Source organism: Pseudomonas sp. PDM21 (genome assembly GCF_014852505.2).
In the GTDB taxonomy this organism is placed as follows: domain Bacteria; phylum Pseudomonadota; class Gammaproteobacteria; order Pseudomonadales; family Pseudomonadaceae; genus Pseudomonas.
Genome location: NZ_CM181223.1, coordinates 3,621,780 through 3,646,125 on the forward strand (window position 1 = coordinate 3,621,780; position 24,346 = coordinate 3,646,125).

The window sequence follows — 24,346 nt, forward strand, 5'->3', positions numbered from 1 at the left end:
GCGATACCCATCACGCCCAGCACCTCATCACCCGGCGAGCACCACCAACCGCCCGCCCCGGATTCCTGCAACGAGGTATCGCCCGTGACTTCCTCCGCAACTCCGAAAGCCCCCGTCCAGCCCTCCTGGCCCCGTGATTTCGACATCCGCGCCCGCTACGCCGAGCAGCAGGAACTCCTGCAGCCCGCTCCGGCAAAGCAGCCCAACCCGGCACACCCGTAGGGCGCATAACCCGGAACGGGTTATCCGCCGCCCCACCCGTACACCATAAAGCCGGCGGATAACCGCAAGCGGTTATGCGCCCTACGCCCGTGCATTACTTTTGCTGAATCGTTTTACCTGAGCCGAGCTAGGCTCTAGAACATTCCGTACGGCACATGACCGCGAACGCTCATGCGCCTCAACAGACCAGTCGCCCACCTTCCCCCGAGGGATGAGTCATGCCCGACAACAACAAGCTCGACCATCTGTTCCCCCGCCTCGCCGATATCCCCGATGCCTGGAGCCCCGACGCCCCCGTCGAGCAGCGCGAATACCTGGTCAACGGCGAACTGCGCCGCTGGGACGGCCCGCTCGCCCCGGTACGCAGCCCGATCTTCCTCGCCACCGATCAGGGCGATCAGCAGGTCATCCTCGGCAGCACGCCGCTGCTGGATGCCGACGCCGCCCTCGCCGCGCTGGACGCCGCCGTGGCCGCCTACGACAACGGCCAGGGCGCGTGGCCCAACCTGCGCGTGGCCGAGCGCATCGCCCACGTCGAGCGCTTCCTCGACCGCATGCGCGAGCAGCGCACGGCCGTGGTCAAGCTGCTGATGTGGGAGATCGGCAAGAACCTCAAGGACTCGGAGAAGGAGTTCGACCGCACCTGCGACTACATCGTCGACACCATCCAGGCGCTCAAGGAACTGGACCGCCGCTCCAGCCGCTTCGAGCTGGAACAGGGCACCCTCGGGCAGATTCGCCGCGTGCCGCTGGGCGTCGCGCTGTGCATGGGCCCGTACAACTACCCGCTGAACGAGACCTTCACCACCCTGATCCCGGCGCTGATCATGGGCAACACGGTGGTCTTCAAGCCTGCCAAGTTCGGTGTGCTGCTGATCCGTCCGCTGCTCGAAGCCTTCCGCGACAGCTTCCCGCCGGGCGTCATCAACGTCATCTACGGGCGCGGCCGCGAGACCGTCAGCGCGCTGATGGCCAGCGGCAAGGTCGACGTCTTCGCCTTCATCGGCACCCACTCCGGCGCCGCCGACCTGAAGAAGCTCCACCCGCGCCCGCACCGCCTGCGCGCCGCCCTCGGCCTGGACGCCAAGAACCCCGGCATCGTCCTGCCCAGCGTCGACCTCGACAACGCCGTCAGCGAAGCCATCACCGGCGCCCTCTCCTTCAATGGCCAGCGCTGCACCGCGCTGAAGATCCTCTTCGTTCACGAAGACGTGCTGGACAGCTTCCTCGCCAAGTTCAGCGCCAAGCTCGCCGAACTCAAACCCGGCATGCCCTGGGAAGCCGGCGTGGCGCTGACGCCGCTGCCCGAGCCGGGCAAGGTCGACTACCTCGACGGCCTGCTGCAGGACGCCCTGGCCAAGGGCGCCAAGGTCATCAACCCCAGCGGCGGCGAGAGCCGCGAAAGCTTCTTCTACCCCGCGTTGCTCAGCCCGGTGCGCGCCGACATGCGGCTGTACAACGAGGAACAGTTCGGCCCGCTGGTGCCAGTAGTGCCGTACCGCGAGCTGGACGAGGTGATCGACTACGTCCTGCAGTCCGACTACGGCCAGCAGCTCAGCCTGTTCGGCGACGACCCCGAGCAGATCGGCCCGCTGGTGGATGCCTTCGTCAACCAGGTCGGCCGCATCAACATCAACGCCCAGTGTCAGCGCGGCCCGGACAGCTACCCCTTCAACGGCCGCAAGAACTCTGCCGAGGGCACCCTCTCCGTCCACGACGCCCTGCGCACCTTCTCCATCCGCACCCTGGTCGCCACGCGCTTCACCGACGCCAACAAGGCGCTGATCAGCCAGATCATCCGCGACCGCGACTCCAGCTTCCTGACCACTGACTACATATTCTGATAGGCGGCCGGAAAGCGCCCTCTCCCTAACCCTCTCCCTGAAGGGAGAGGGGACCGTTCGGCGCAAGGAGAACCCACATCTTCAGCCGGCACAATCGGCTCCCTCTCCCTTCGGAGCGGGGCGCGCAGCCAGGGCTGGGGAGAGGGTCCTACAGGATAAAACCAAGCTGCCAGCCGGCACGAACTGCCCCCTCTCCCTCTGGGAGAGGGCTGGGGTGAGGGAATCGCTCTAGCGCCGGACCTCCACGAAAACCACCACCCCACTTTCAGAAATCCCTTTCGAAATATCCCGACACCCTCCCATCGCCAATTGAAACAACCCGGTAAGGAGACCCCACTACGCTTGCCATAAGTCAAAGGGGTCACCCTTCAAGACTCGATAGTCTGCGCGCCTCTCGACGAGCTTGATATCCGTCGTCTGAACCGATAGTGGCAACGACCGATATCGCAATGGACGAAGCGTTTGCCACCCAATCCACGGATTCCCAGCGAACAAGGGAGCACCAACATGAGTGGCTACAACGCAGTTCTGGCACGTAACACCGACAAGGCCCCGCAAAACCTCGGCCCCTACGCCCAAACAGTCGCCTTCTCCCACTACAACAACCTTTCCGCCCAGCTTCCGGTCGACCCGAGCAGCGGCAAGCTGGTGGCCGGTGGCGCCAAGGAACAGGCCGAACAGTGCTACAGGAACCTCAAGGCCGTCGTCGAAAGCATCGGCCACAGACTGGACGACACCGTCCGCATCTCCATCTTCCTGACCAACATCGCTGACGCCGAAGCCGTCGCCAAGGTGCACGCGGCCTTCTTCCCCAACTACCTGCCGACCCTCACCACCGTCGGCGTGGCCGCCCTGCCGCTGGGCGCCCAGGTACAGGTCGAAGCGCTCATCACCTGCGGCGAAGGCACCATCCCCAGCGCCCCGCAGGCCGGCGACCTGATCAAGGTCGAACGCAACACCGAGAGCGCGCCGCTGAGCCCGCTGTCCACCCAGACCGTCGCCTTCTCTCACTACAACAACCTCAGCGCCCAGCTGCCCATCGACCCGCGCACCGGGAAGCTGGTGGCCGGCGGCGTCGAGGAACAGACCCGGCAGTGCCTGCGCAACATCAAGACCATCCTCGAAAGCATCGACGTGCCCTTCGACGACATCGTGCGCATCACCGTCTTCGTCAAGAACCTCGCCGACATGCAGGCCGTGAACCAGGTCTACACCACCTTCTTCCCCGACTCGGCTATCGCCCGCGCCGTCGGCTACTTGCCGGCACGCACCGTGGTGCAAGCGCAAGCCTTGCCGATGGATGCCCTGGTGCAGGTCGAGGCCGTGGTCTCCCACGGCGACGGCACACCCCCGCAGGCCGTCGAAGACCGCCACGGCATCGTCATCAAGGCCCGCAACACCGACGCCGCGCCGAAGTGCCCCTTCTCCACCCAGACCGTCGCCTTCTCCCACTACAACCACATCTCCGCCCAGCTGCCGCTGGACGTGAAGACCGGTGAACTGGTGGCCGGCGGCATCAAGGAACAGGCCGGCCAGTGCTTCAAGCACCTCAAGGCCATCGTCGAAAGCATCGACCACGCCCTGGCCGATGTGGTGAAGGTCAACCTCTACCTGAAAAACATCGACGACATCGCCGCCGTCGATGAGGTTTACGCCAGCTACTTCCCCGGTGGCGTCCCCGCCCGCCGGACAGTCGGCGTAGGCGCACTGCCCAAGGGCGCGCTGATCCAGATCGACGCCGTGGTCGCCAACGCCGAAGGCACCCCGCCGGCTGCGTGATTGGCAACCGCTAATGCAGCCCTATCCGGCTAACACCACCGCATGACTCACACCTGACGGTCCCCTCTCCCGCTCGCGGGAGAGGGGCTCTTGCTCTATGTAGGAGCGAGCTTGCTCGCGAACCCGCCCCACTCCAAACCAACAATCACTCCCTCCGCCACCATCTCCCGCGCCTTTCCTCACGCATCAACCTCGGCACCTCCCCCATCGGCACCCAGTACTCCCCCTGCCAATCCAGCACCGCCAGCGACCGCCCCTCGCCTTTCGCCAGCATCCGCCTCGGCAACCCTGCCGCCACCCGCTCCTGATCCCTGAGCGTTGGCAGCACATGGCCGGTGATCCACATCCGCAACTGCCGATGCTCCGGATCGCGATAACGGTGCAGCACATGGAAGGTGCCGAAGTCATTCACCAGCATCACGTCCTCCTCGCCGCTGCCCGTCACCAGGCGCGCCTCGCGAAAGAGGTCCTCATCCAATCGAAGAACATAAGCATCGACCCGCTCGCGGATCAGATATCCCAGCTCGCGGGCGACCAACCAGGGCTGGTTGTCGATCAACACGCCGCGCAGGGAACGGTTGTAGCGGTGGAAAACGGTGGGAACGTAGATGTCGTCCATGTGCTTTTCCTAGGTAGTTTCGAGAAACCACCGCCCTGATCGTCGCCAAACGATTAGGGAGGCAGAGCCACACAGGGTTGGCGAACCGGCTACCTAGGTCCCGGCAGACCCGAAGGTCTCCCTGTGCGGCCCGCCATAGCGAAGAACCGTGGACGTGTTGATACGTCACGGTCTGACGAAACGTCACCGCACCTAGGTAGTTATTCGAGTCGCCAAACCCGGCCCCTGTCGCTTTCACAGGGGCGTCGGGAGGTTATGAGGAAGGGTTGCGGTGGTCAAGCAAGGCCGGTTGGCAAATGCAAACTGCGTTGCCGCCGATGGCGGCTTCCGACCCATAGCGGACGGTCGAGAGTGCTGAATCAGCCGCTCGATCAACGCTGGCGCAGTTGCCGTGGGGTGGCGTTCAAAAGTCGGCGTATCAGGCGGCGGAGAGCTGTTGCGTCCCGATAGCCGACCTGCGCCGAGACCGCTTCCACGGAGTATTCGCCGGACTCGAGCAGCGCTCGGGCCTTGTGCAGTTGCACTCGCTGGATGAGCTGCCGAGTGGAGTGCCCCGTTGCCTTGTGGACGTGACGCGACAGGGTCCGCTCGGACATGCCGACGCTCGCTGCGAGTGCCTTGACCTCGGGCAGGGCCGGCAGCGAGTTCTCGATCTGTGCGGTCAGGCGCGAGACCAGGGCATTGCCCTGCACCATCATGGCGGGGATCACGAACGGCGACTGCAGTTGTCGACGGTCGAGGAGGAGTGCCTTGCTGACGGAGTCGGCGATTTCGGGCGACAAGCGCCGGCGAAGCAGATGCAGCATGAGGTCCGTTTGCGCGAAGGCGGCCCCCGCGGTGGTCAATGGGGGATCGGCCAGCACCATGAAGTCAGGGTCGACACGGCAGCCCGGAGCGATTTTCTGCAGGTGCGGTGCCAGCCACCAGGAGGTCGTCACCCGCCGCCCCTCCAGCAGTCCCGCGGCATGCAGCAGGAAGACCGCAGAGCATGAGGCGGCGATCTCCTTGCCGCTTGCGACGTGAGTATTCAGCGCCGAAAGCAGGGGACTCGCCCAGGGCTCTTCGAGGCGCTGCTGAAGCTGGCCGACGTCACCGACGCCGATACCCGGTATGACCCAGCAGGAGTTGTCCTGGGCGTCATGCTCGAGCGGTTCCACCTGCAGTTGCAGACCATGTGCCAGCGTCACCGATCCGGGGCGAGGGCCGCATATCCGCCAGCGGGGCGTGGCCAAGCCGCGCCGCTCGCCGACGCTTGCGGCGGTGGCGAGGATGTCCAGCGTAGAGGCCACGCTCGAGGCGAAAGCACCCGGTATGACCACAATGGTGAAATCGTGCATTGTCGGATTAGGCTCGAAAGAGGGCAGATCGGACACTATTGCCCGAAGCGAACGCCAGGTTCAATAGCGCCTCAATCCATTGCCAATGGTTTCAGCCATGCCCAACATCCTGATCAAGGTACCCACCGGCGCTTTCAGCGATCAGCAACGAGAGCGACTACTGACGCGCGTCAGCGAGGCAGCCATCGCTCATGAACACATGGGAAACGATCCTCGGCAGCGCAGCCTGTGCTGGGTACTGATCGAGGAAGTGCGGGCTGCCGACTGGCTCTGTGGGGGGATCAGCGTGCACGCCCACGCGATTCCCTGCATCGTCATGGTCAAGGTGCCTACAGGCGTCCTTGATGAGCAGATGCGCAGGGACTACGTGCTGGGCCTGCACCAGGCAATCGAAAAAAGTGCAGAGCTGGATGACGGTCGCATGCTGATGACTTCGATACAGCTGACGGACATTGCCGATGGCACATGGGGGGCGAACGGCAGTCTCTGGCGCCTGGCCGATTTCACCCGGGCTGCAGGGTACGGGCATCTCCTCCCTGGTGCGTAGAACGCCATACCGGGTCGGGAGGCCAGATGCGGTTGCAATCTTTCCTCCCGCAGACGTCCGCCATCGGCCGTTTGCTGCCTCTGGCGAGAGTTCACTACCGACCCATAGCGGACATTGTCGAGATCGGTGCTTAGACATTGCAAGTAGTGTTAAATCCTGCCTTTTGATCAGGACAGAATCGGGGAGTGTTCAATGCTTCATCAAATTCGGGCCATCTGCCACAAAGCAGGCTTTTCCAAAAGCCCCTGCGCTTGGCTTGCTATCGATGAGGTACCAATCGAGCAATGGCTGGCGTGCCATATCGATAACCCAGATGTCTCGAAGAAAGGATTGTCGCTAATGTGGCTACTGGACGAAGAGGAGGACGCTCTCGCTGAACGCCGTTTTGCACCGGGAGAGGATGGCACGTCCACCTTAGTACCGCTGCTGGTGTGCAGCGACGATATGGATTTTAATTGCGCAGTGCTCATGACAGAGCAGGTCATTGAGGGAAGTACGCTGCACTGGCGCCGGTTTGGCTGGAGCGCGTCGAGCGGTTTGGAAGTAGGGATATCAACACGCTGGATCGCCGACAGCAAGCCGGTAAGTTTCGCTGTGAGCGACTTCAGCGATGCACTAAGCGAGCTGAAAAGAATAATGCGGCACTGTCGAGAGAACTGAACCTCTTTCACCCAAGCTTCCGCTTCTGGCCGATTGCAGCCTCCAGCGAGAGGTCGCTACCGACCCATAGCGGACACCTGGCACTGCAATTCGAGCCACTAAGACCTGCACTTCATTTGTAGCGATTTTGACGCCTTGCGCTACATTTCGCTTACAAGCGCCAGCCGGCAGGTGGTCACGACGATATAGGGAGTACGGCGTGCAGCCGAGGCAACGAAACTGCCACGGATGTAACTGCAACAAGGAGGTTCTTCATGCTCCCGCCATTTACGCGGCATTCCCTGCCTGCCTATGCCCGATCCGCTCTGGGCGTCGCCATAGCCAATGCTTTCACCCTGGTGATGCTGCCGGAGACAGCCCATGCTGTCTGTGGGCAGCAAAGCGGCACCTACACGACAACCCAGACCTGTACTCCGGCTAGCGGCATCGCGGCCGATATCACGACGCTGGCCGGCACCCAGGTGACCACGTCTGCAGGAAACTCCCTGCTTGCCCGCGCCGCCAACGCAAACACCAGCATCCTGCTCAACGGCACTAAAGTTCAGAGCACACCGTTGACTGCGGTCAGTGCGGTACAGGCTCAGATCACGGGTGGAATCTTGGGGGCTGGGGAAGCACTCATCAACTTCCAGAGCGGGAGCAATCTCATCCAGTCAGGAGGCAGCGGCCTGGACGCTGTCGCCATCCTCAACACTAACACTGGTTCATCGACAGTCCTGATTGGCGCCGGCACTGAGGTGAACATCAATAACCGCTCAGTTGGCAGCGAGCGCGATGGTATTGATGTGAGCGCTTCCGGGGGCGGGGACATCGTGTTCCAGCATGCCGGCACTGGGAGCATCCTCACTTACGGCGGAAACAACATCTGGCTGAAGGCAGTTTCCAGTGGGAACGTGAATGCCACGGTGGGTTCTGGCGTCAGCCTTACCGTTGACAACAACGACCCGCTATCGGGAGGCGATCCAAACATCGACGACGAAAACGATCCTCAGGCCGGCACCGGCAACCATGCTGGGGTGCACACTCGCGCCGTCAACGGCAACACGACGGTGAGTAACGCTGCGACCATTCGCGGTATGGGTCAGAACGCTTTCGGCATCTTCACAGAGGGTGGTGCGGGCACGACCAACCTCGCCAACACCGGAAGCATTACCACCGACGGGCTGAACGGCTTCGGCATCCGCTCCATCTCCACCACTGGCAGCATCCATATCGTCAACAGCGGCGATATCACCACGACCGGTGATAACGGCCACGCCATCTACGTGAATGACAACGTCGGCGCTACGGGCGACATCAGCATCCAGAACGACGGCGATCTGGTAGTGGGGAACGACACCGACACGATTGGTTCACGGGGTATTTACGCCACCAAGCGCGGCACCGGCAGCTTCACCCTGACCGGGAGCGGCAACATCACGGTCAAGAACGGTTCAGTGTCGACTCGAGCTAACGGGATCATCATCACCACCGCCCAGAACGGCCTGGTGAACTACAGCGGCGACATCGTCACGAGCGGGCCGGGGGCGAGCGCTATTCGCCTGGAATCCATCGATGGCGATGCGACGGTGATCTACACGGGCAAGAAGCTCGAAACACTCAGTACGAACGCCCATGGCATCTATGCGACGTCGACACAGGGAAAGGCAACGGTCAATTCCAGTGGAACCATCACCACTCAGTCTGAAGGTTCAGGCGGCGTGGGTACGGGGATTGATGCTTATGGGCTGCGTGCTGAGAGCGGTTTACAGGATGCCAGTGTCACCTACACCGGCTCCAAGATCGATGTGAACGGTAGAGGTGCTGCCATCCTTGCCAATACCACCTACAAATCGGGCACGGGCGCAGGTGCTGCCACGGTCGACAACAGCGGTGAGCTAGTCGCGAGAGGCGAAAGACAGCGCGGCATACGGACGATAACGGTGACCGGCGACCAGACAGTCATCAACCGTGGGGTGATTACTACCCTGGGAGATACCGACAGCCAGGGGATACTGGCGCAAGCCTCCGGCGCGGCCACTATCCGCGTGGAGAACAGCGGCAATATCACAACCCATGGGAGCATCGCGTCAGGTATCGATGCGCTCTCGGTCGGTGGATCGGCAAGCGTCACCAACAGCGCGGCGATCCTTGGAGGTTGGGGCCTGAGCACGGGTGTGTCCCTGGCCGGCGAGACGCAGGCGCTGACCAATACCGGCTCCATCGGCGCCCTCAGCGACCGCGCGGTGCTGGGGGATGCCAACGGCCCGGATGCCACCGTAACCATTGATAACGGCGGATCAATCGTCGGCGCAATCAACGCTGCTACTTCTCAGGTAAGCCTCGACAACCAGGGTTCCTGGACGCTGCGCAACTACGCCGACAGCAATGGAGATGGTGTCCGGGACACTTGGGGGGTGGCGGTCAACAACCTCGGAACCGCTGCAGGCAACAGCATCGACAACAGCGGCACCTTGACCTTGGCCGCCCAGCCGAGCAGCGGCATTCTGACCTTCGACACCACGGGTGCTTATCTGCCGCTTGGGCAGAGTGCGAACTCCCCAGTGCTGGGTGGCGCGGTACAAGGCCAGTTGCTGGGCGTAGGAACCTTCACCAACAGTGGCCTGATTGACCTCACCGGGGGTAGTCATGCGGTGGGCAACGTATTGCTCATCAGCAACGCCCAGGTCGCCGGCAGCGCCGGAACCGGTGTGTTTGTATCCAACGGAGGGCGCCTGTTGCTCAACAGCGAGCTCAACGAGGGCGGCCCGAACAGTCATTCGGACATGCTGGTGGTGGATTCCACCGCCACAGGTAGCGGAGGCTCCACCGGGCTGCTGGTTAGGAATGTCGGTGGACAGGGGGCCCTTACCGAGGGCAACGGTATCGCTGTGGTGAACCTGCTGGACACGGCAGTGGCTGCCAGTGACGCCAATGCGTTCAGCCTGGCCCGCCGGGTCGTAGCCGGGCCCTACGAGTACCAGCTCTATCGTGGCGCGCCAGATGGTTCGGGCACCCAGACCTGGTACCTGCGCTCGGACATCGAGCCGACCCCGCCGACGCCACCCGATCCGCCCACTCCGCCGGAACCTCCGACTCCACCTGCGCCACCTGAGCCGCGCACGCCGAACTTCCGTCCCGAAGTCTCGCTGTACGGGGCGTTGCCGGCGCTGGCCCTTGTCTATGGCCGCACCATGGTCGATACCCTGCACGAGCGCGTGGGAGAGGAGCGTCCGACGGCCTGGCAGGAGCCCCCGGCGGAAGACGAGGCGACCTGGGGGCCGTCGCTGGGTTGGGGCCGGGTGATCTACCGCAGCGGCAAGCAGGATGGCGACCGCAAGGACGCCGTGGGTAATACCCCCGAATACAACTACGACTTGACCGCCTTCCAGGTGGGCGCCGACCTGTACCGCAAGGAGCGGGCCGATGGCGGCCATGACCAGGCGGGCTTCTCGCTGGGCATCGGCAGCATGGATGCCGGCGTCAGCCACTACACCGGCCGCAACGCCGGCGATGACACGCTGCGCGCATACAGCCTGGGTGGCTACTGGACGCACTTCGGCCCGGAAGGCTGGTATCTGGATGGCGTCCTGCAGGTCAGTCGCTACGACATCGAAGCGCGCCCCAACGAGCTTGGCAAGCTGGAGACCAGGGGCTGGGGCTACACCGGCTCGCTGGAGGGTGGATACCCCTACGAGGCGGACAAGGATCTGTGGATCGAGCCCCAAGCCCAGGTGATCTACAGCTACGTCGATCTCGATGACAGCGATGATGTCGGTGCCGACGTGCGCTTCCGGGATGTCGAATCGCTGATCGGCCGCCTCGGCGTGCGCATTGCCAAGGACTGGGAGACGGAAGGTAGCGACAAGAGTCGTCGTCGCACGCAGGGCTGGGTTCGCCCTAGTGTCTGGCATGAATTCAAGGGGCAGCCCAAGACCGAGTTCTCCTCGCAGTCCGGCTACATCCCGTTCGAGGCGGATATTGATGGCACCTGGTGGGAAGCGAACCTCGGCATAGATCACCAGGCCAGCGAGAAAGTGACCTTCACCGTCTCTGCGGGCTACCGCGAGGCCTTTGACGGCGACAGCCATGGGTACGACGCCATGGTCGGATTCAAGTATCTGTTCTAGAGACGTAGAGCGGGCCGTCAGGCGCAGGTTTGACGGCTAAGGCTCTCCACTCAGCTTATTCAGTGTCCGCTACTGGCCGATAGCGGCCCCTGTCGAGCGGCCTCGCCCCGACAGTTCATTGGCGGCAACCGAACGCATCTGCCTCCCTTGGCACTGCCGAGTGACCGTAACTATTTATTGCGCAGCGCGCTCATCGAACAGGGAGGCGATCCCCCGCCCTGAACCTCCACCCCAGCCCCGAAATCGCCGCCAGCCACGGCGAGCAGCCGCTGCGAATTCATCTGACGCACATCGCAGAAGCCCGGAGATAGGCCAGTCGAGCCGGCAAGCCAGAGCGTTTGCCACCGCGCTGTCATAAAACATTCACAGGACCCGATCACAGTATGGCAGCCCGATATCAAAAGGATTGCCCTCGATGAAAAGCTTTGTGAAATCTGCTGCGATCGCCGTTACGCTGTCCATGTGTGCCTCTTCCGTCGTCTTTGCCGACGAGAGCGTCCGCCTGACCGGCTCTGGCGCCAGCTTCCCCGCTCCGATCTACCTGACCTGGTTCAAGGACTTCAGCAAGAAAACCGCTGGCGTCACCGTGGATTACCAGTCCAAGGGTAGCGGTGCGGGTGTACAGGATTTCCTCAACAAGACCGTGGACTTCGCGGCCAGTGACTCGGCCATGAAGGACGAGGACATCGCCAAGGTTGCCGAAGGCGTGCAACTGCTGCCGATGACCGCCGGCGAAATCGTCCTGGCGTACAACCTGCCGGGCAGCCCCAAGGGCCTGAAACTGCCGCGCGACGTGTACTCCAACATCTTCCTGGGCAAGATCACTCAGTGGAACGACCCGCAGATCGTCGCGGCCAACCCTGAGCTGAAGCTGCCGGCCCTGCCGATCACCGTTGTCGTGCGTGCGGATTCCAGTGGCACCACCGCTGTGTTCACCAAGCACATGTCGACCATCAACCCGGAGTTCAAGACTGCCCTGGGTGAAGGCAACACCGTCAACTGGCCGGCCAGCGACAAATTCATCAAGTCGCCGAAGAACGATGGCGTGACCGCTACCGTTCGCCAGACCCCGGGCGCCATCGGCTACATCGAGTACGGCTTCGCCAAGCTGGCCAAGGTCGACTTCGCCGAGCTGCAGAACAAGGCCGGTCAGTACGTCGTGCCGAACGCGGAAAGCGGTGCCGCGGCGCTGGCTGCCGTGAAGTTCCCGGAGAACCTGGTGGCCTGGCTGCCCGATCCGGACGGTGCCCAGTCCTACCCGATCACCTCCTACACCTGGATGATCTTCCGCAAGCACAACGAGAACCCGGCCAAGGCCAAGGCCATGCGTGAAATGGTCGAGTACGGCCTGACCGAAGGGCAGAAGATCGCTGATTCGATGGGCTACATCCCGCTGCCGCAAGCAGTCGTCGATCAGGTTCGCAAAGCTTCCGCCAACATCCAGTAACGCCTGCGAGTCTTCATCCGGCGGGGGCTGTCGGCCACGCCGGATGAGATTTCCACCTGTTCCGGAACTCTCCCATGACCCAACCTTTTGTCGTACCGGTAAATCCGGACTCTGCCTGCCAACCGCCATCCGCGAAGGATTTCCTGGTTGACCGGACCTTCCGTGCCATTGCACGCCTGGGTGTGGTCCTGATTCTGGTGCTGGTCGTTGCCCTCGTGTTCGAAGTCGGTCGCAAGGCCTTTCCGGGCATGGAGAAACATGGCCTGGACGTTCTCCTGGGTTCGGTCTGGGACGTCAACCAGGGCAAGTACGGCATTCTGCCGGCCATCTGGGGCACGCTCTACAGCGCACTGATCGCTCTGCTGATCGCAGGCCTGTTCGGCGTCAGCATGGCGATCTTCCTGACCCAGGATTTCCTCCCCGCCAGGCTTGCGGCGGTGTTCCGTACCATCGTCGAACTGCTCGCCGCGATCCCCAGCGTCGTTTACGGCCTGTGGGGGATCTACGTGGTGATCCCGGCCATTCGCCCGCTGACGGCGTGGTTGAACAGCGAACTCGGCTGGATACCCTTTTTCGGCACATCGTTGAGCGGGCCAGGCTTGCTGCCCGCCTCTCTGGTGCTCGCCATCATGATTCTGCCCACCATTGCGGCGGTCTCGCAGGACGCTCTTTCCAGCGTGCCGATGAAGACCAAGCAGGCCGCCTACGGCCTGGGGACCACCCACTGGGAAGCGATCCTCAAGGTAATGGTGCCCTCCGCTGCCACCGGCATCTTCGGCTCTCTGGTGCTGGGCCTGGGCCGCGCGCTGGGTGAAACCATGGCCCTGGCCATGCTGGTCGGCAACGCCAACACCATTTCCCTGTCGCTGTTCGCACCGGCCAACACGCTGGCCGCCTTGCTGGCGCTGAACTTCCCCGAAGCCGGGCCGAACGAGGTTGAAGTGCTGATGTATGCCGCACTGGTGCTGATGTTCATCACGCTGATCGTGAACGTACTCGGCTCCATGATCATGCTTTACGCCCAGCGGGGGACCAAGTAATGACCAGCCTCACTCCCACCGTTTCCGCCCTGCCAAGCCTGCAGCGCAAGCTCGAGGGCCGTGCCCTGCGCAGCCTGGTGCTGACCACGCTGGTCTGGCTGGGCGCCCTGCTGGCCAGCGTGCCGCTGATCTCCGTGCTCTACATGCTGATCACCCGCGGTGGTGCGCGCCTGAGCCTGGAGGTCTTCACCGAATTGCCGCCGACCGGCTTCGAGACCGGCGGCGGCTTCGGCAACGCGCTGGCCGGCACCTTCGTCATGGTCGGTATCGCCGCCGCCATTGCCGTTCCGGTTGGCATCATGGCAGCCGTCTTCCTGGCTGAGCTGGGGCCGGACAGCAAGCTGGCGAGCGCCGCGCGCTTTGCCGCCAAGACGCTCACCGGCCTGCCCTCCATCCTGGCCGGCGTCTTCGCCTACGCCCTGGTGGTGATGACCACCGGCACCTACTCGGCACCGGCGGGTGGCGTGGCACTGGCCGTGCTGATGCTGCCGATCGTCGTGCTCACGGCCGAAGAGTCGATGAAGATGGTGCCCAAGATCATGAAGGATGCCGCCTACGGCATGGGCTGCACCCGCGCCCAGGTCATCTGGAAGATCGTACTGCCCACCGGCCTGCCGGCAATCCTCACCGGCGTCATGCTGGCCGTGGCGCGCGCCGCTGGCGAGACCGCGCCGTTGCTGTTCACCGCGCTGTTCAGCAACTACTGGATCTACCACGACGGCAGCCTGGCCGTGATGAACCCCACGGCCTCGCTTTCCGTGCTGATCTACAACTTCTCCGGCATGCCCTTCGACAACCAGCTCGAGCTCGCGTGGGCCGCATCGCTGGTGCTGGTGATGATCGTGCTGATCGTGAACGTCATCAGCCGCATTTTTGGCAAGCCCAAGTTTTGAGATACGGAGCATCCGAATCGTGAACACAGCTACTGCACAGAAAGTCGCCCCGGTTGGCGCCGAGACCCAGGTGGTCATGGACTGCAAACTGGACAAGATTTTCTACGGCAACTTCATGGCGGTACGTGACAGCCACGTGCCGATCGAAAAGAACAAGATCACCGGCTTCATCGGCCCTTCTGGCTGCGGCAAGAGCACCGTGCTGCGCAGCCTGAACCGGATGAACGACCTGGTGCGCGGCTTCCGCTTCGAGGGCCATGTGCATTTCCTCGGGCAGGACGTCTACGGCAAGGGCGTGGACCCTGTCGTCGTGCGCCGCTACATCGGCATGGTGTTCCAGCAGCCGAACCCGTTTTCGATGAGCATCTTCGACAACGTCGCGTTTGGCCTGCGCCTCAATCGCTACAAGGGCGACATCGGCGACCGGGTCAAGCATGCCCTGCAGGGCGCCGCGCTGTGGGATGAAGTGAAGGACAAGCTGAAGGTGAGCGGCCTGTCGCTCTCCGGTGGCCAGCAGCAACGCCTGTGCATCGCTCGTGCCATCGCCACCGAACCGGAAGTCCTGTTGCTGGATGAGCCGTGCTCGGCACTCGACCCGATCGCTACCCGCCGTGTCGAGGAGCTGATGGTCGAGCTGAAGAAGGACTACACCATCGCTCTGGTCACCCACAACATGCAGCAGGCCATCCGTGTCGCTGACACGACGGCGTTCTTCTCGGTCGACATTTCCCAGGGCACCCGCACGGGCTACCTGGTCGAAATGGGCGCGACGAAGCAGATCTTCGAAAGCCCGCGGGAAAAGATGACCGAGGACTACATCAGCGGCAAGTTCAGCTGAGTCGAACCTGCAGACGTATGAAGCCACACACCTCATCCTCTGGGTTGCCCATGCCTGCCACGCGCCGTCTTGATCTGCGAGCGATTGAACGTGCGCTGCGTGAGGTGCAAGGCCGTTTCGGCGAGCTCAGCCAGTGCTTTACCGAGCCGCGTGATCCGTTCACCGATGAGGTGTTGCACAACGTGCTGGAGGGTTACGCCCTTATCGACGACTACGTCGCACGGGGCGTCGACCTGTTCGATCTGCAACAGGTGAACCTGATGCTGGAGATCAACGCCACCGTGCTTTGCGGCCGCGACCCTGCCCGTCGGCTGGAATTCGCGCCGCACCTGGCGGCCACCGAGGCGCACTTCTTCAACAACGTCGAAGGCGGCATCAAGGACCTGTACAACTGGTACTGCGCGTATCACAGCGAATCGGTGTGGAAGCGCGCCGCCGGTGTCTACGTGCGGATTCTGAGCAAACCGCAATTGTTCATCGAAGGTAACCATCGCAGCGGCTCGCTGATCGTCAGCTATCTGCTGATACGCGCCGGGCTGCCGCCGTTTGTGCTGACCCTGGACAACGCCAAGGGTTACTACAACCCGTCATCGGTCATCCGCAACTCCGCCAAGCATGGCGTAAAGGCGCTATTCGAATTGCCCAAGATCAAGAAAAAGTACGCCGCCTTCCTCGAAGATCATTCACCGGATCCGGACCGATTTTTCCTTGGCGAGAAGCACGCCTCCGCCTGTCAGGGAGGTACCTGATGAGTACGCAACCCATGCTCGCCACCTGCCTGGCCATCAAGGATCAGCTGTGGGACGCCATGAAGGGTTCCGTTGCGCCTTACCGCTTCGGACGCCCGCGCATTCGGATTTCGTTCGATATCGATGACACCCTGGCCTGCCTCCCCCACCACAGCGACGTCGAACCCAGCAAGCTCCCGGAGTTTGTTCATCGCTGGCTTGGCGAACCGCTGCGTATCGGCACCCGCTCCCTGACCCGGGAACTGCGCCGCCAGGGCTGCAGCATCTGGGTCTACACGTCCTCCGGCCGCACACCGTCCTATATCAGGCGCTGGCTGTTGCTGTACGGCATCCACGTCGACGGCGTGGTCAACAGCGTTCGCCACAACCAGGCCCTGACCGAGCGCGGGCTGGCGAACTCCCCCTCGAAACTTCCGCCGGCATTCGATATCGACCTGCATGTCGATGATTCCGAAGGCGTGAAGAGCGAAGGCCATGACCATGGTTTCCGCGTCGTTGTCGTGCGTCCGGACGATGATCGCTGGGCACAGAGAGTCCTGGATTCCGTGGCTGAACTCCAGGAAACGCTGGATCGACAGCAGCAGCCATTGGCGACAGCAGCCTGAGCCTTCAACCACGCGGCTCGTTGCTGACTGGCAAGCGTCTTCACCCTGCCCTTCGCGCGGAACCTACAGCTTCGCGGATGTCGGTCCTTGGCCGCCTCCCTTAGGTTCACGCCCCGGTTTAGTCACCGGGCGGCGCCTCCCCCTCTCATCGATGGCCCCCGCTCCGCAGACCACTTCAGGCCAATCCAGTCGCCTCCGCACATCAGGCTGCTGACGACCCCCTGTCGAATTGCCCCGCCCCGGCACCGCTGGACTTTGACAGCGTGCTCCCCCAGGTTCCATGCTTAGCGAACGCGTAACACCCCATGAGTCGCTGGCGCCTCAGCGCCGTGGGCGGTCACTCGACGTACAAGCCTGTTCACCTGACTCCCGGCGCCAGCGCCCATGCCTGACCTCCCGCACCTCCACCGCCACTTCACCGAGTGGGTGATCAACCCCATCACCCATCAGGTCGCCGGCCTGTTCGACCTCAGCGGCCGCGTCGGCGTGGTGTTCCTGCTGTGCTCCTACGCCATCGCCTACGCATTGTTCCGCTTCCGCCGGCAGCGCGGGCTGACGCAGGCGGCGTCGTTCTGGCAGTTCATCGGTGGCAGCCGGGTGAACCTGCATCGCTCGGCGCTGCTGGATTACCGCTACTACCTGGTGCGCGGCATCCTCAATGTGGCGTTGCTGGTGCCCATCGTCGGGCTGGTCGATCCGTACATCCTGCGCTCGGGCGACTACATCGCCTTCTTCACCCACCTCTGGGGCGCGCGGCCACAGTTGGGGACGAACCTCGGCCTGTCGCTGCTCTACGGGCTTGGCGTGTTCCTGGTCAGCGACTTCAAGAACTACTGGGTACACCGCGCCTTCCATTCACGCTGGCTGTGGGCGTTCCACAAGGTGCATCACTCGGCGGCGGTGCTGACGCCGATCACCGCGAGCCGCGTGCACTTCGTGGAGAAGCTGGCGGCGCAGCTGGCCGGCGCCTTCGCCCTGGGCGCCTATGCTGGCGCCTTCTGGTACCTCTGCGGCGGAGAAATCAGCGCCTACACGCTGTTCGGCGTGACCTACATGATCCTGCTGTTCAACGTGCTGGCGACCAACCTGCGCCACAGCCATGTGTGGCTGTCGTTCGGGCCGATAATCGAGCATGTGCTGAACAGCCCCGCCCAGCACCAGATCCACCACAGCGACGCGCCCCGCCACTTCAACAGGAACTTCGGCATCAACCTGTCGCTGTGGGACTGGATGTTCGGCACGCTCTACGTCACCCAGCGCGCGCCGGAGCCGATCCAGTTCGGCGCCGGGGAGCAGGATGACGGGAAGTATTCTTCGCTGTGGAGCCTGATCGTTACGCCGTTTGTGGAGACGGTGCGGAAGATCAAACAAGCATCCAGAGCGGCCGCTACGATTCCCAAATCGTCCTGACACGATGGGTGGTGCATGCAACTGCATGCACTGGCCCTACACCTCATTCCCGGCTACACGCTAAAAAGTACTTCTACCTGGGCTTAAAAGCTCAATAGCCCAGGACAGACCATACCTCTATCTGAACGTTGATATCGAATCAACGTGCCAATAGCGTTTCCGCTCTTCTCCCAAAGCGAAATGGGGGCCACATAGCCCCCGCCCCATTACCATTCAATTCTCATTCCCACACCCCTGCCCCCACACCGGATACCGCAGCGTATGCCGCTGCCCGGCGCTGTCTTCGTAAGTCATCTCCACTTCGCGAATCCCGCAGAACCCCAGGTCCGGTTGTTGCACCACGCGCTTGATGTCGAGTTTCTGCCCGTAGTGGTAGTCCTGCGCGGGAGGAGCCTCCTGCGCGGCGAGGGCCGCGCAGGAGGTGAATAGGTAGGCGACAGCGAGCAAGCGCTTCATGGCTGCTCTCCGCTGGAGCTGCGCGGCATGGGTGCGCCAGTCATGCTAGGGAGGACTTCGTCGCGGCGAATGAGCCCGTGGAACAGCGCGGCGGCGAGGTGCAGGAGGATGGTTGCCAGCAAGGCGTAGGCGATGAAGGTGTGGGCGCTGCGCAGGAGGGTGTGAAGTTGCACCGACGGCGAAACCAGCGCGGGCAGTTCGAAGCCGCCCCAGAGCACCACGGGGTAGCCGCCGGCGGATTGCATGGTCCAGCCCACCAGCGGCTGCGCTAGCAGCAGGCCGTAGAGCGCCAAGTGCGAGAGGTGCGCGGCGCTGCGTTGCCAGCCGGGCATGTCGCTGGGCAGTGCGGGGATACGCTGGCTCAGGCGCACAACGATGCGCAGCAGTACGAGTACCAGCAGCGCCGCGCCCAGGGGTTTGTGGATGGCAACCAGCGCGGCATGGCGCGGGGAGACGCTGGCGACCATGCCCAGGCCGATCAGCAGCATGGCAAGCACCAGCACGGCCATCAGCCAGTGCAGCACGCGCAGGGAGAGCGGGAAGTAAGTCGGTTTCATCAGTGGGTCTCCTGGGCCTGCTCACGGGTACGACGGTTGAAGGATTCCGAGTAGGCGGCCGAGCGGGCACTGAGCAGCGGGTCATCGGAGGCGCGGATGCCGTCGGGGAGGATCAGCGGATCGTAGTTGACGTCGCGGCAGTCGCCGCCGATTTCCGGCTGCAGACGCTCGATCACCAGTTCGCCGGCGTCCACGGTGCGGCGGCTGTCGGGCCAGGCCTGGGTGGGGTCGACGGTACTGTCGCCGGGTTCGCCGAGGGTGAACTGCAGGCGCCAGCGCAGCGGGCCGGCGGCGATTCGCTGGGCCAGTTCGGCGGCGAGGAAGTCGGCATCACCTCGCTTGTCGGCGGCCAGCGGCTCGACCGGTGCTTCGGGCTGCACGGACCAGCGCACCGGCTGCTCCTTGCCTTCCTTGTTCACCAGATAGAACGCGTTGAGGCTGTAGTAGGCGCTGTTGGCGTAGCTGGAGGACGGCGTCGAGGACTTGGCCCATTTGAGGAAGGCCTGCGTCTCGGGGTGCGACTTGAAGAAGGCGCCGGCCTTTTCCGGGTCGGGCTTGCCGGTGCCCGGCTGCGGCGCGGTGGCCTGCTGCAGGGCGTAGAAACTGGCGACATCACGCACGACGAAGACCGGCATGGCGTTCATCCCGGTGCGCCACTCCTGGCCGTCGGCCGGCTGGAAGCGCAGGGCCAGGCTGCGGATCGGCGCGGCACCGTCGCTGGCCTTGGGGTTGCCGCCGGGAATGGCGAGGCGCCCTACCACCGGCGAGCGGCCGACCGAGAACAGGCTGGCTCGGGACAGACTGGCCGCGCCGCCATTGCTGTCGAAGTGGCCGATCACGCACAGGCCCTTGGCGTGGTTGCGCCGGTAGCCGGGGTAGACGCCGCTGTTGTGCTCCAGGGTGTTGATCACGCTGGCCGGGGTGAGCCGCTGCGGGTCGAGCCAGCCGGCGACGTAGGCGAAGACGGCGGCCACGCCGAGCACCACGGCGCCGATGGCGGCCAGGCGCAGGGGCACGTTGGGTGCGGTGGGCGGTGTTTCTGTCATTTCCAGCTCCTCAGGCTTAGGCTGAATGCGTTGAGCCGGTACGACGCACCGTGCGACGGGTTATTCCCACCGAGGGCGAATAAATTATTTTTCCCCGCGAAGGGAATAGATCGCCGCTGCGTTCGTCTTTCTCGCTCGAACCCACCCATTCCTGGCGCCCCGATGCACTCACTGGACGACCATTCACTGCGCGAACTGCTGCCTCGGCTGCGGCGCTTCGCGCTGTCGCTGACCCGCAGCGCGAGCAGCGCCGACGACCTGGTCCAGGCGACCCTGGAGAAGGCGCTGTCGGCCTGGACCGGCCGTCGCGACGACGGCGACCTGCGCGCCTGGCTGTTCTCGATCCTCTACCGGCACTTCATCGACGGGCAGCGCCGTGCGAAACGCTATGCGCGCTTGCTCAGCCTGTTCGGTGCGGACAGCGCGGTGAGCGCCTCGCCGGAGGACATCGTCAGCGCACGCTCGACGCTGGAGGCCTTCGAGCGCCTGCCCGCCGAGCAGCGCGCGCTGCTGACGCTGGTCAGCGTCGAAGGCCTGAGCTACCGCGAGGTAGCCGAGACTCTGGATATTCCCATGGGCACCGTCATGTCCCGCCTGTCGCGCGCCCGCACGGCGCTGCGCGCGCTGAGCGAAGGACAGGCGGCGACTCCTTCTTTGCGGGTACTGAAATGAACGAACGCATTCCCGACGGCACTCCCCAGGAACAGGATCTGCACGCCTACATCGACGACCAGTTGGACCCGTCGCGCCGCCAATGGGTGGAAGCCTGGCTGGCCGCCCACCCGGACGACGCCCGCCGCGTGGAAGGCTGGCGGCAGGATGCCCAGCAATTACGCGCGGCCTTTGCCGGGCAGGCCCGTGGTGCGCTGCCCGAGCAGCTCGATCCGGCGCGGATTCGCGGGCAGATTCAGCAGCGCCGGCGCACGCGGCTGGCCACGGCGGCGGCTCTGCTGGTGGCGCTGGGCGTCGGTGGCATGGGCGGCTGGCAGATGCGCGGCGACGCGATGATGCGCGGCATGGTGCCGATGCAGGACGCAGTGCAGGCTTACCGGTTGTTTGCCGATGCCAACCAGAACGGCCTGGACCTGCGTGATGGCGGCGACCTGCGCGGTTGGCTGGCTCGCTACCTGAAAGACGCCCCGCCACCGCCGGCGCTGGAGCAGGTTGGCCTGAAGACGGTTGGCGCCCGCTTGCTCGCGACCGAACAGGGCGCGGCGGCGCTGGTGATCTACGAAGATGGCCAAGGTCGCCGGCTGACCTTCTTCATCCGCCCGCCGGGCCCGCGTCACGAGATGTTGCCGCAGGGGCAGCGCACGGATGGCGACCTGCTGGCGCGTTACTGGAGCCGGGGTGGCTACAACTACGCCCTGGTGAGCCGCAGCGATGACCCGCAGGCGCAGGCCGTGGGGCAGTTGGTGGGGTTCTGAACGCGGACGTTGTCCGCGGCTCGCGGGCATGGGCTGGGCGCCCCCGCCCATCCTACAAGTGAAGCGTGGAGCCAATCTGTAGGAGCTGGCCATGCCTGCGGCCGAGCCGGCGCCGGAACAATGCGGACGCAGTCCGCTGGAGCAAACGTAGGATGGGTGGAGCGAAGCGATACCCATGCTGTCGGTGCACGGATCGATGGGTATCGCTGCGCTCCACGCCATCCTACGAAGCGTTAGCCGGCGGTATCAACGGGGCTGTCGGTGCGGACGTTATCCGCCGGTCGCGGCATGGCCCGCTCCTACAAGGAGCGGGCCATCGTTTGGGTCAGAAGGCGAAGCACGAACAGCCGAATGCGCCCCAGAAACCCTGGAAATCACTCACCGGCACGCTCGACTGGCGAGCGCGTTCGTGGCTGTGGCCATGCACGCCGCAGGAGCCGACGCACTGGTGCACGGCATTCTGCAGCGGCGCCTGTGGGCGCCAGTGGCCGGGGACCTTGGCCACCGGGGACCAGTCCGGCAGTACCGGAATGGCGCTCGGCGCGTGGCGTTCGAAGTCGCCGCTGCCGAACACCACGCGGCCGTCCACCACGGTCAGCACTGACTCGATGGCCTTGATCTCTTCCTCCGGCACGTTGAAGTAGTCCGTCGAGAGCACCGCCAAGTCGGCCATCTGCCCGACCTTGAGCATGCCCTTCCTGCCCTGCTCGTTGGAGAACCACGCGCTGCCGTGGGTGTACAGCTCCAGCGCGGTGCTGCGAGGCAGTCCTTCCGGGTACAGCTCCATGCCGCCCACGGTCTTGCCGCTGACCATCCAGTACAGCGAGGTCCAGGGGTTGTAGCTGGAGACACGGGTGGCATCGGTGCCGGCGCCCACCGGCACACCTTCGGCCAGCATCCGCTTGATCGGCGGCGTAGCCTCGGCGGCCTGCTTGCCGTAGCGGTCGACGAAGTATTCGCCCTGGAAGGCCATGCGGTCCTGGATGGCGATGCCGCCGCCCAGCGCCCTCACCCGCTCGATATTCTTCGGCGAGATGGTTTCACAGTGGTCGAAGAACCAGTGCAGGCCGTTGAACGGGATGTCCCGATTGACCTTCTCGAACACGTCGAGCATCCGCGAGATGGATTCGTCGTAGGTGGCGTGCAGACGGAACGGCCAGCGCTGCTCGACCAGATGGCGTACCACCGGCTCCAGTTCGGCTTCCATGGTGCCGGGCAGGTCGGGGCGCGGTTCGAGGAAGTCTTCGAAGTCGGCGGCCGAGAACACCAGCATCTCGCCGGCGCCGTTGTGGCGCAGGAAGTCGCTGCCCTGCCCGTACTGGACGCTGCTGGTCCAGTTCTTGAAGTCGGCCAGTTCTTCCTTGGGCTTCTGGGTGAACAGGTTGTAGGCAATGCGCACGGTGAGCTGGTTGTCTTTCTCCAGCTGTTCGATCACCTGGTAGTCGTCCGGGTAGTTCTGGAAGCCGCCGCCGGCGTCGATGGCGCTGGTGACACCCAGGCGGTTCAGCTCGCGCATGAACTGGCGGGTAGAGTTGACCTGGTAGTCGAACGGCAGCTTCGGCCCCTTGGCCAGGGTCGCATAGAGGATCATCGCGTTGGGCCGCGCCACCAGCATGCCGGTGGGCTCGCCCTTGCTGTCGCGGACGATCTCGCCGCCGGGCGGGTTCGGCGTGTCTTTCGTGTAGCCGACGACGCGCAGTGCGGCACGGTTGAGCAGCGCGCGGTCGTACAGGTGCAGGACGAACACGGGGGTGTCCGGCGCGGCCTGGTTCAGCTCCTCGATGGTCGGCATGCGCTTCTCGGCGAACTGGAATTCGTTCCAGCCGCCTACCACGCGCACCCATTGCGGCGACGGCGTGCGCAGGGCCTGCTCCTTGAGCAGGCGCAGGGCGTCGGCCAGGGACGGCACGCCTTCCCAGCGCAGTTCGAGGTTGTAGTTCAGCCCGCCACGGATCAGGTGCAGGTGCGAGTCGTTGAGGCCTGGGATCGCGGTGCGCCCCTTGAGGTCGATGACGCGGGTGGCGCCGGCGCGGAAGGCCATGGCCTCGGCTTCCGTGCCCACGGCGATGAACTTGCCGTCGGCGATGGCTACAGCGGTGGCCTCGGGTTTCTCGCGGTCGACGGTGTGGAAGCGGCCGTTGGTCAGGATCAGGTCGGCGTACATGGCGATGTTCCTCTTTCGATCAGCGGGCATTGAGCCAGGCGGAGAACAGGCGCGTGGCCCGTGGCATGAAAACGTAGACCACCAGCAGGACGATGGTCGCGACGACGAGCATGTTGGCGAGGACGAAGCCGCCCAGCAGCGGGACCTGGGCGAACAGCGGGCGCCAGAGCTGCGGCACCAGCATCACCAGCGGCAGGATCACCAGGTAGGAAATGGTCGCCTGCTTCCAGCGCGGCGGCTGCTTCTGGGGGCTGTCCGGGGTGGTGAACCAGAACTCGTGGGCGGTGTGCAGTTCCTTCTGTTCGACGTCGATCAGGTGCGGGTTGGCGCGCTCGATCAGTTCATGACGCTGCGACGAGTCGAGCCACGCCTGCAGTTCGTTGGCGCTGGCGAAGCGCAAGACGGAGGTGAAATGGTCGCCCTGGCGCATCACATCCACACCCAGGTGACCGGGGAACTCGCTGGCGGCGCGGGTCAGTTCGCGCAGGATGGCTTCATAGGCGGCGACGCCATCGGGGCGGGCACGGTGGCGAATGATCAGGGTGACGGATTCTTGCGGCGTGGGCTGGCTCATTGGGATTCCCTCCAAAAAGGCCT

Annotated in this window: 22 protein-coding genes; 15 read left to right on the top strand and 7 right to left on the bottom strand. The window is 64.0% G+C overall.

Going from position 1 to position 24,346, the window contains the following annotated elements:
• The first annotated feature begins 84 nt into the window (after window positions 1-84).
• The 3 genes from IB275_RS16655 to IB275_RS16665 all read left to right on the top strand — a co-directional run bounded on the left by IB275_RS16655 (window position 85) and on the right by IB275_RS16665 (window position 3,845).
• The gene (locus IB275_RS16655; RefSeq protein ID WP_167523182.1) at window positions 85-222 is read left to right on the top strand and encodes a hypothetical protein; all 138 of its coding nucleotides are present in this window, start codon (window positions 85-87) and stop codon (window positions 220-222) included.
• A 218-nt stretch (window positions 223-440) separates the two neighbouring features.
• Window positions 441-2,066 (top strand): NADP-dependent glyceraldehyde-3-phosphate dehydrogenase, encoded by a 1,626-nt coding sequence (locus tag IB275_RS16660; protein WP_192296072.1) that lies wholly within the window; start codon window positions 441-443, stop codon window positions 2,064-2,066.
• Between the two features lie 507 nt (window positions 2,067-2,573).
• Window positions 2,574-3,845 carry a RidA family protein gene (locus IB275_RS16665; protein WP_192296073.1) on the top strand — a complete coding sequence of 424 codons (1,272 nt, stop codon included), beginning with the start codon at window positions 2,574-2,576 and terminating at the stop codon, window positions 3,843-3,845.
• 145 nt (window positions 3,846-3,990) lie between these two features.
• Here the strand turns inward: IB275_RS16665 and IB275_RS16670 are convergent, their stop codons facing one another.
• Window positions 3,991-4,464, bottom strand: a complete 474-nt coding sequence (locus tag IB275_RS16670) for a BRO-N domain-containing protein (protein ID WP_192296074.1) — start codon at window positions 4,462-4,464, stop codon at window positions 3,991-3,993.
• A 371-nt stretch (window positions 4,465-4,835) separates the two neighbouring features.
• The gene (locus IB275_RS16675) at window positions 4,836-5,801 is read right to left on the bottom strand and encodes a GlxA family transcriptional regulator (RefSeq protein WP_192296075.1); all 966 of its coding nucleotides are present in this window, start codon (window positions 5,799-5,801) and stop codon (window positions 4,836-4,838) included.
• Window positions 5,802-5,898: 97 nt separating this feature from the next.
• Between IB275_RS16675 and IB275_RS16680 the strand changes: the two genes are divergently transcribed.
• The 10 genes from IB275_RS16680 to IB275_RS16725 all read left to right on the top strand — a co-directional run bounded on the left by IB275_RS16680 (window position 5,899) and on the right by IB275_RS16725 (window position 18,099).
• On the top strand, window positions 5,899-6,348 hold the full coding sequence (locus tag IB275_RS16680) for a tautomerase family protein (protein ID WP_192296076.1): 450 nt from the start codon (window positions 5,899-5,901) through the stop codon (window positions 6,346-6,348).
• Window positions 6,349-6,540: 192 nt separating this feature from the next.
• Entirely contained in the window at window positions 6,541-7,008 is a 468-nt protein-coding gene (locus tag IB275_RS16685) for a hypothetical protein (RefSeq protein WP_192294839.1), read from the top strand.
• A gap of 254 nt (window positions 7,009-7,262) precedes the next feature.
• Window positions 7,263-11,117 (top strand): autotransporter outer membrane beta-barrel domain-containing protein, encoded by a 3,855-nt coding sequence (locus tag IB275_RS16690; RefSeq protein ID WP_192294838.1) that lies wholly within the window; start codon window positions 7,263-7,265, stop codon window positions 11,115-11,117.
• Between the two features lie 415 nt (window positions 11,118-11,532).
• On the top strand, window positions 11,533-12,564 hold the full coding sequence (gene pstS / locus IB275_RS16695; protein ID WP_192223334.1) for a phosphate ABC transporter substrate-binding protein PstS: 1,032 nt from the start codon (window positions 11,533-11,535) through the stop codon (window positions 12,562-12,564).
• Window positions 12,565-12,638: 74 nt separating this feature from the next.
• Window positions 12,639-13,604, top strand: a complete 966-nt coding sequence (gene pstC / locus IB275_RS16700) for a phosphate ABC transporter permease subunit PstC (protein WP_192296080.1) — start codon at window positions 12,639-12,641, stop codon at window positions 13,602-13,604.
• On the top strand, window positions 13,604-14,497 hold the full coding sequence (gene pstA, locus IB275_RS16705; protein WP_081519723.1) for a phosphate ABC transporter permease PstA: 894 nt from the start codon (window positions 13,604-13,606) through the stop codon (window positions 14,495-14,497). The genes pstC and pstA overlap by 1 nt, the downstream gene beginning before the upstream one ends.
• Before the next feature lie 76 nt (window positions 14,498-14,573).
• Window positions 14,574-15,335, top strand: coding sequence for a phosphate ABC transporter ATP-binding protein PstB (gene pstB / locus IB275_RS16710; RefSeq protein ID WP_054911197.1), 762 nt, complete (start codon window positions 14,574-14,576; stop codon window positions 15,333-15,335).
• A gap of 50 nt (window positions 15,336-15,385) precedes the next feature.
• Window positions 15,386-16,084: a hypothetical protein gene (locus IB275_RS16715; RefSeq protein WP_192296081.1), complete on the top strand. Its 699-nt coding sequence runs from the start codon at window positions 15,386-15,388 to the stop codon at window positions 16,082-16,084.
• A gap of 59 nt (window positions 16,085-16,143) precedes the next feature.
• Window positions 16,144-16,689, top strand: coding sequence for a hypothetical protein (locus IB275_RS16720; RefSeq protein WP_192296107.1), 546 nt, complete (start codon window positions 16,144-16,146; stop codon window positions 16,687-16,689).
• Window positions 16,690-17,073: 384 nt separating this feature from the next.
• Entirely contained in the window at window positions 17,074-18,099 is a 1,026-nt protein-coding gene (locus tag IB275_RS16725) for a sterol desaturase family protein (RefSeq protein ID WP_192296082.1), read from the top strand.
• Window positions 18,100-18,312: 213 nt separating this feature from the next.
• On the opposite strand, the gene IB275_RS16730 is transcribed toward IB275_RS16725, so the two are convergent.
• Genes IB275_RS16730 through IB275_RS16740 form a run of 3 tightly spaced genes read right to left on the bottom strand, consistent with a single transcriptional unit; the run spans window position 18,313 to window position 20,158 of the window.
• Entirely contained in the window at window positions 18,313-18,555 is a 243-nt protein-coding gene (locus IB275_RS16730; protein WP_192296083.1) for a DUF2790 domain-containing protein, read from the bottom strand.
• The gene (locus tag IB275_RS16735) at window positions 18,552-19,112 is read right to left on the bottom strand and encodes a cytochrome b (RefSeq protein WP_192296084.1); all 561 of its coding nucleotides are present in this window, start codon (window positions 19,110-19,112) and stop codon (window positions 18,552-18,554) included. Before IB275_RS16735 ends, IB275_RS16730 begins: the two co-directional genes overlap by 4 nt.
• Window positions 19,112-20,158 carry a catalase family peroxidase gene (locus tag IB275_RS16740; protein ID WP_192296085.1) on the bottom strand — a complete coding sequence of 349 codons (1,047 nt, stop codon included), beginning with the start codon at window positions 20,156-20,158 and terminating at the stop codon, window positions 19,112-19,114. The genes IB275_RS16735 and IB275_RS16740 overlap by 1 nt, the downstream gene beginning before the upstream one ends.
• A gap of 162 nt (window positions 20,159-20,320) precedes the next feature.
• Here IB275_RS16740 and IB275_RS16745 point away from each other — a divergent pair, with 162 nt between their 5' ends.
• Complete coding sequence (locus tag IB275_RS16745) at window positions 20,321-20,830, top strand: sigma-70 family RNA polymerase sigma factor (RefSeq protein WP_081519714.1); 510 nt, start codon at window positions 20,321-20,323, stop codon at window positions 20,828-20,830.
• Window positions 20,827-21,585, top strand: coding sequence for an anti-sigma factor family protein (locus IB275_RS16750; protein ID WP_192296086.1), 759 nt, complete (start codon window positions 20,827-20,829; stop codon window positions 21,583-21,585). The genes IB275_RS16745 and IB275_RS16750 overlap by 4 nt, the downstream gene beginning before the upstream one ends.
• A 325-nt stretch (window positions 21,586-21,910) precedes the next feature.
• On the opposite strand, the gene IB275_RS16755 is transcribed toward IB275_RS16750, so the two are convergent.
• Window positions 21,911-23,749 (bottom strand): amidohydrolase, encoded by a 1,839-nt coding sequence (locus IB275_RS16755; RefSeq protein ID WP_192296087.1) that lies wholly within the window; start codon window positions 23,747-23,749, stop codon window positions 21,911-21,913.
• 19 nt (window positions 23,750-23,768) lie between these two features.
• Window positions 23,769-24,323 carry an antibiotic biosynthesis monooxygenase gene (locus IB275_RS16760; protein ID WP_192296088.1) on the bottom strand — a complete coding sequence of 185 codons (555 nt, stop codon included), beginning with the start codon at window positions 24,321-24,323 and terminating at the stop codon, window positions 23,769-23,771.
• Window positions 24,324-24,346 lie beyond the last annotated feature (23 nt).

Bases quoted from the DNA above. Each gene is read 5' to 3' on its own strand.
- IB275_RS16660 (WP_192296072.1), top strand. From the start codon at position 441: ATGCCCGACAACAACAAGCTCGACCATCTGTTCCCCCGCCTCGCCGAT.
- IB275_RS16665 (WP_192296073.1), top strand. From the start codon at position 2,574: ATGAGTGGCTACAACGCAGTTCTGGCACGTAACACCGACAAGGCCCCG.
- IB275_RS16670 (WP_192296074.1), bottom strand. From the start codon at position 4,464: ATGGACGACATCTACGTTCCCACCGTTTTCCACCGCTACAACCGTTCC.
- IB275_RS16675 (WP_192296075.1), bottom strand. From the start codon at position 5,801: ATGCACGATTTCACCATTGTGGTCATACCGGGTGCTTTCGCCTCGAGC.
- IB275_RS16680 (WP_192296076.1), top strand. From the start codon at position 5,899: ATGCCCAACATCCTGATCAAGGTACCCACCGGCGCTTTCAGCGATCAG.
- IB275_RS16685 (WP_192294839.1), top strand. From the start codon at position 6,541: ATGCTTCATCAAATTCGGGCCATCTGCCACAAAGCAGGCTTTTCCAAA.
- IB275_RS16690 (WP_192294838.1), top strand. From the start codon at position 7,263: ATGCTCCCGCCATTTACGCGGCATTCCCTGCCTGCCTATGCCCGATCC.
- pstS (WP_192223334.1), top strand. From the start codon at position 11,533: ATGAAAAGCTTTGTGAAATCTGCTGCGATCGCCGTTACGCTGTCCATG.
- pstC (WP_192296080.1), top strand. From the start codon at position 12,639: ATGACCCAACCTTTTGTCGTACCGGTAAATCCGGACTCTGCCTGCCAA.
- pstA (WP_081519723.1), top strand. From the start codon at position 13,604: ATGACCAGCCTCACTCCCACCGTTTCCGCCCTGCCAAGCCTGCAGCGC.
- pstB (WP_054911197.1), top strand. From the start codon at position 14,574: ATGGACTGCAAACTGGACAAGATTTTCTACGGCAACTTCATGGCGGTA.
- IB275_RS16715 (WP_192296081.1), top strand. From the start codon at position 15,386: ATGCCTGCCACGCGCCGTCTTGATCTGCGAGCGATTGAACGTGCGCTG.
- IB275_RS16720 (WP_192296107.1), top strand. From the start codon at position 16,144: ATGAAGGGTTCCGTTGCGCCTTACCGCTTCGGACGCCCGCGCATTCGG.
- IB275_RS16725 (WP_192296082.1), top strand. From the start codon at position 17,074: ATGCCTGACCTCCCGCACCTCCACCGCCACTTCACCGAGTGGGTGATC.
- IB275_RS16730 (WP_192296083.1), bottom strand. From the start codon at position 18,555: ATGAAGCGCTTGCTCGCTGTCGCCTACCTATTCACCTCCTGCGCGGCC.
- IB275_RS16735 (WP_192296084.1), bottom strand. From the start codon at position 19,112: ATGAAACCGACTTACTTCCCGCTCTCCCTGCGCGTGCTGCACTGGCTG.
- IB275_RS16740 (WP_192296085.1), bottom strand. From the start codon at position 20,158: ATGACAGAAACACCGCCCACCGCACCCAACGTGCCCCTGCGCCTGGCC.
- IB275_RS16745 (WP_081519714.1), top strand. From the start codon at position 20,321: ATGCACTCACTGGACGACCATTCACTGCGCGAACTGCTGCCTCGGCTG.
- IB275_RS16750 (WP_192296086.1), top strand. From the start codon at position 20,827: ATGAACGAACGCATTCCCGACGGCACTCCCCAGGAACAGGATCTGCAC.
- IB275_RS16755 (WP_192296087.1), bottom strand. From the start codon at position 23,749: ATGTACGCCGACCTGATCCTGACCAACGGCCGCTTCCACACCGTCGAC.
- IB275_RS16760 (WP_192296088.1), bottom strand. From the start codon at position 24,323: ATGAGCCAGCCCACGCCGCAAGAATCCGTCACCCTGATCATTCGCCAC.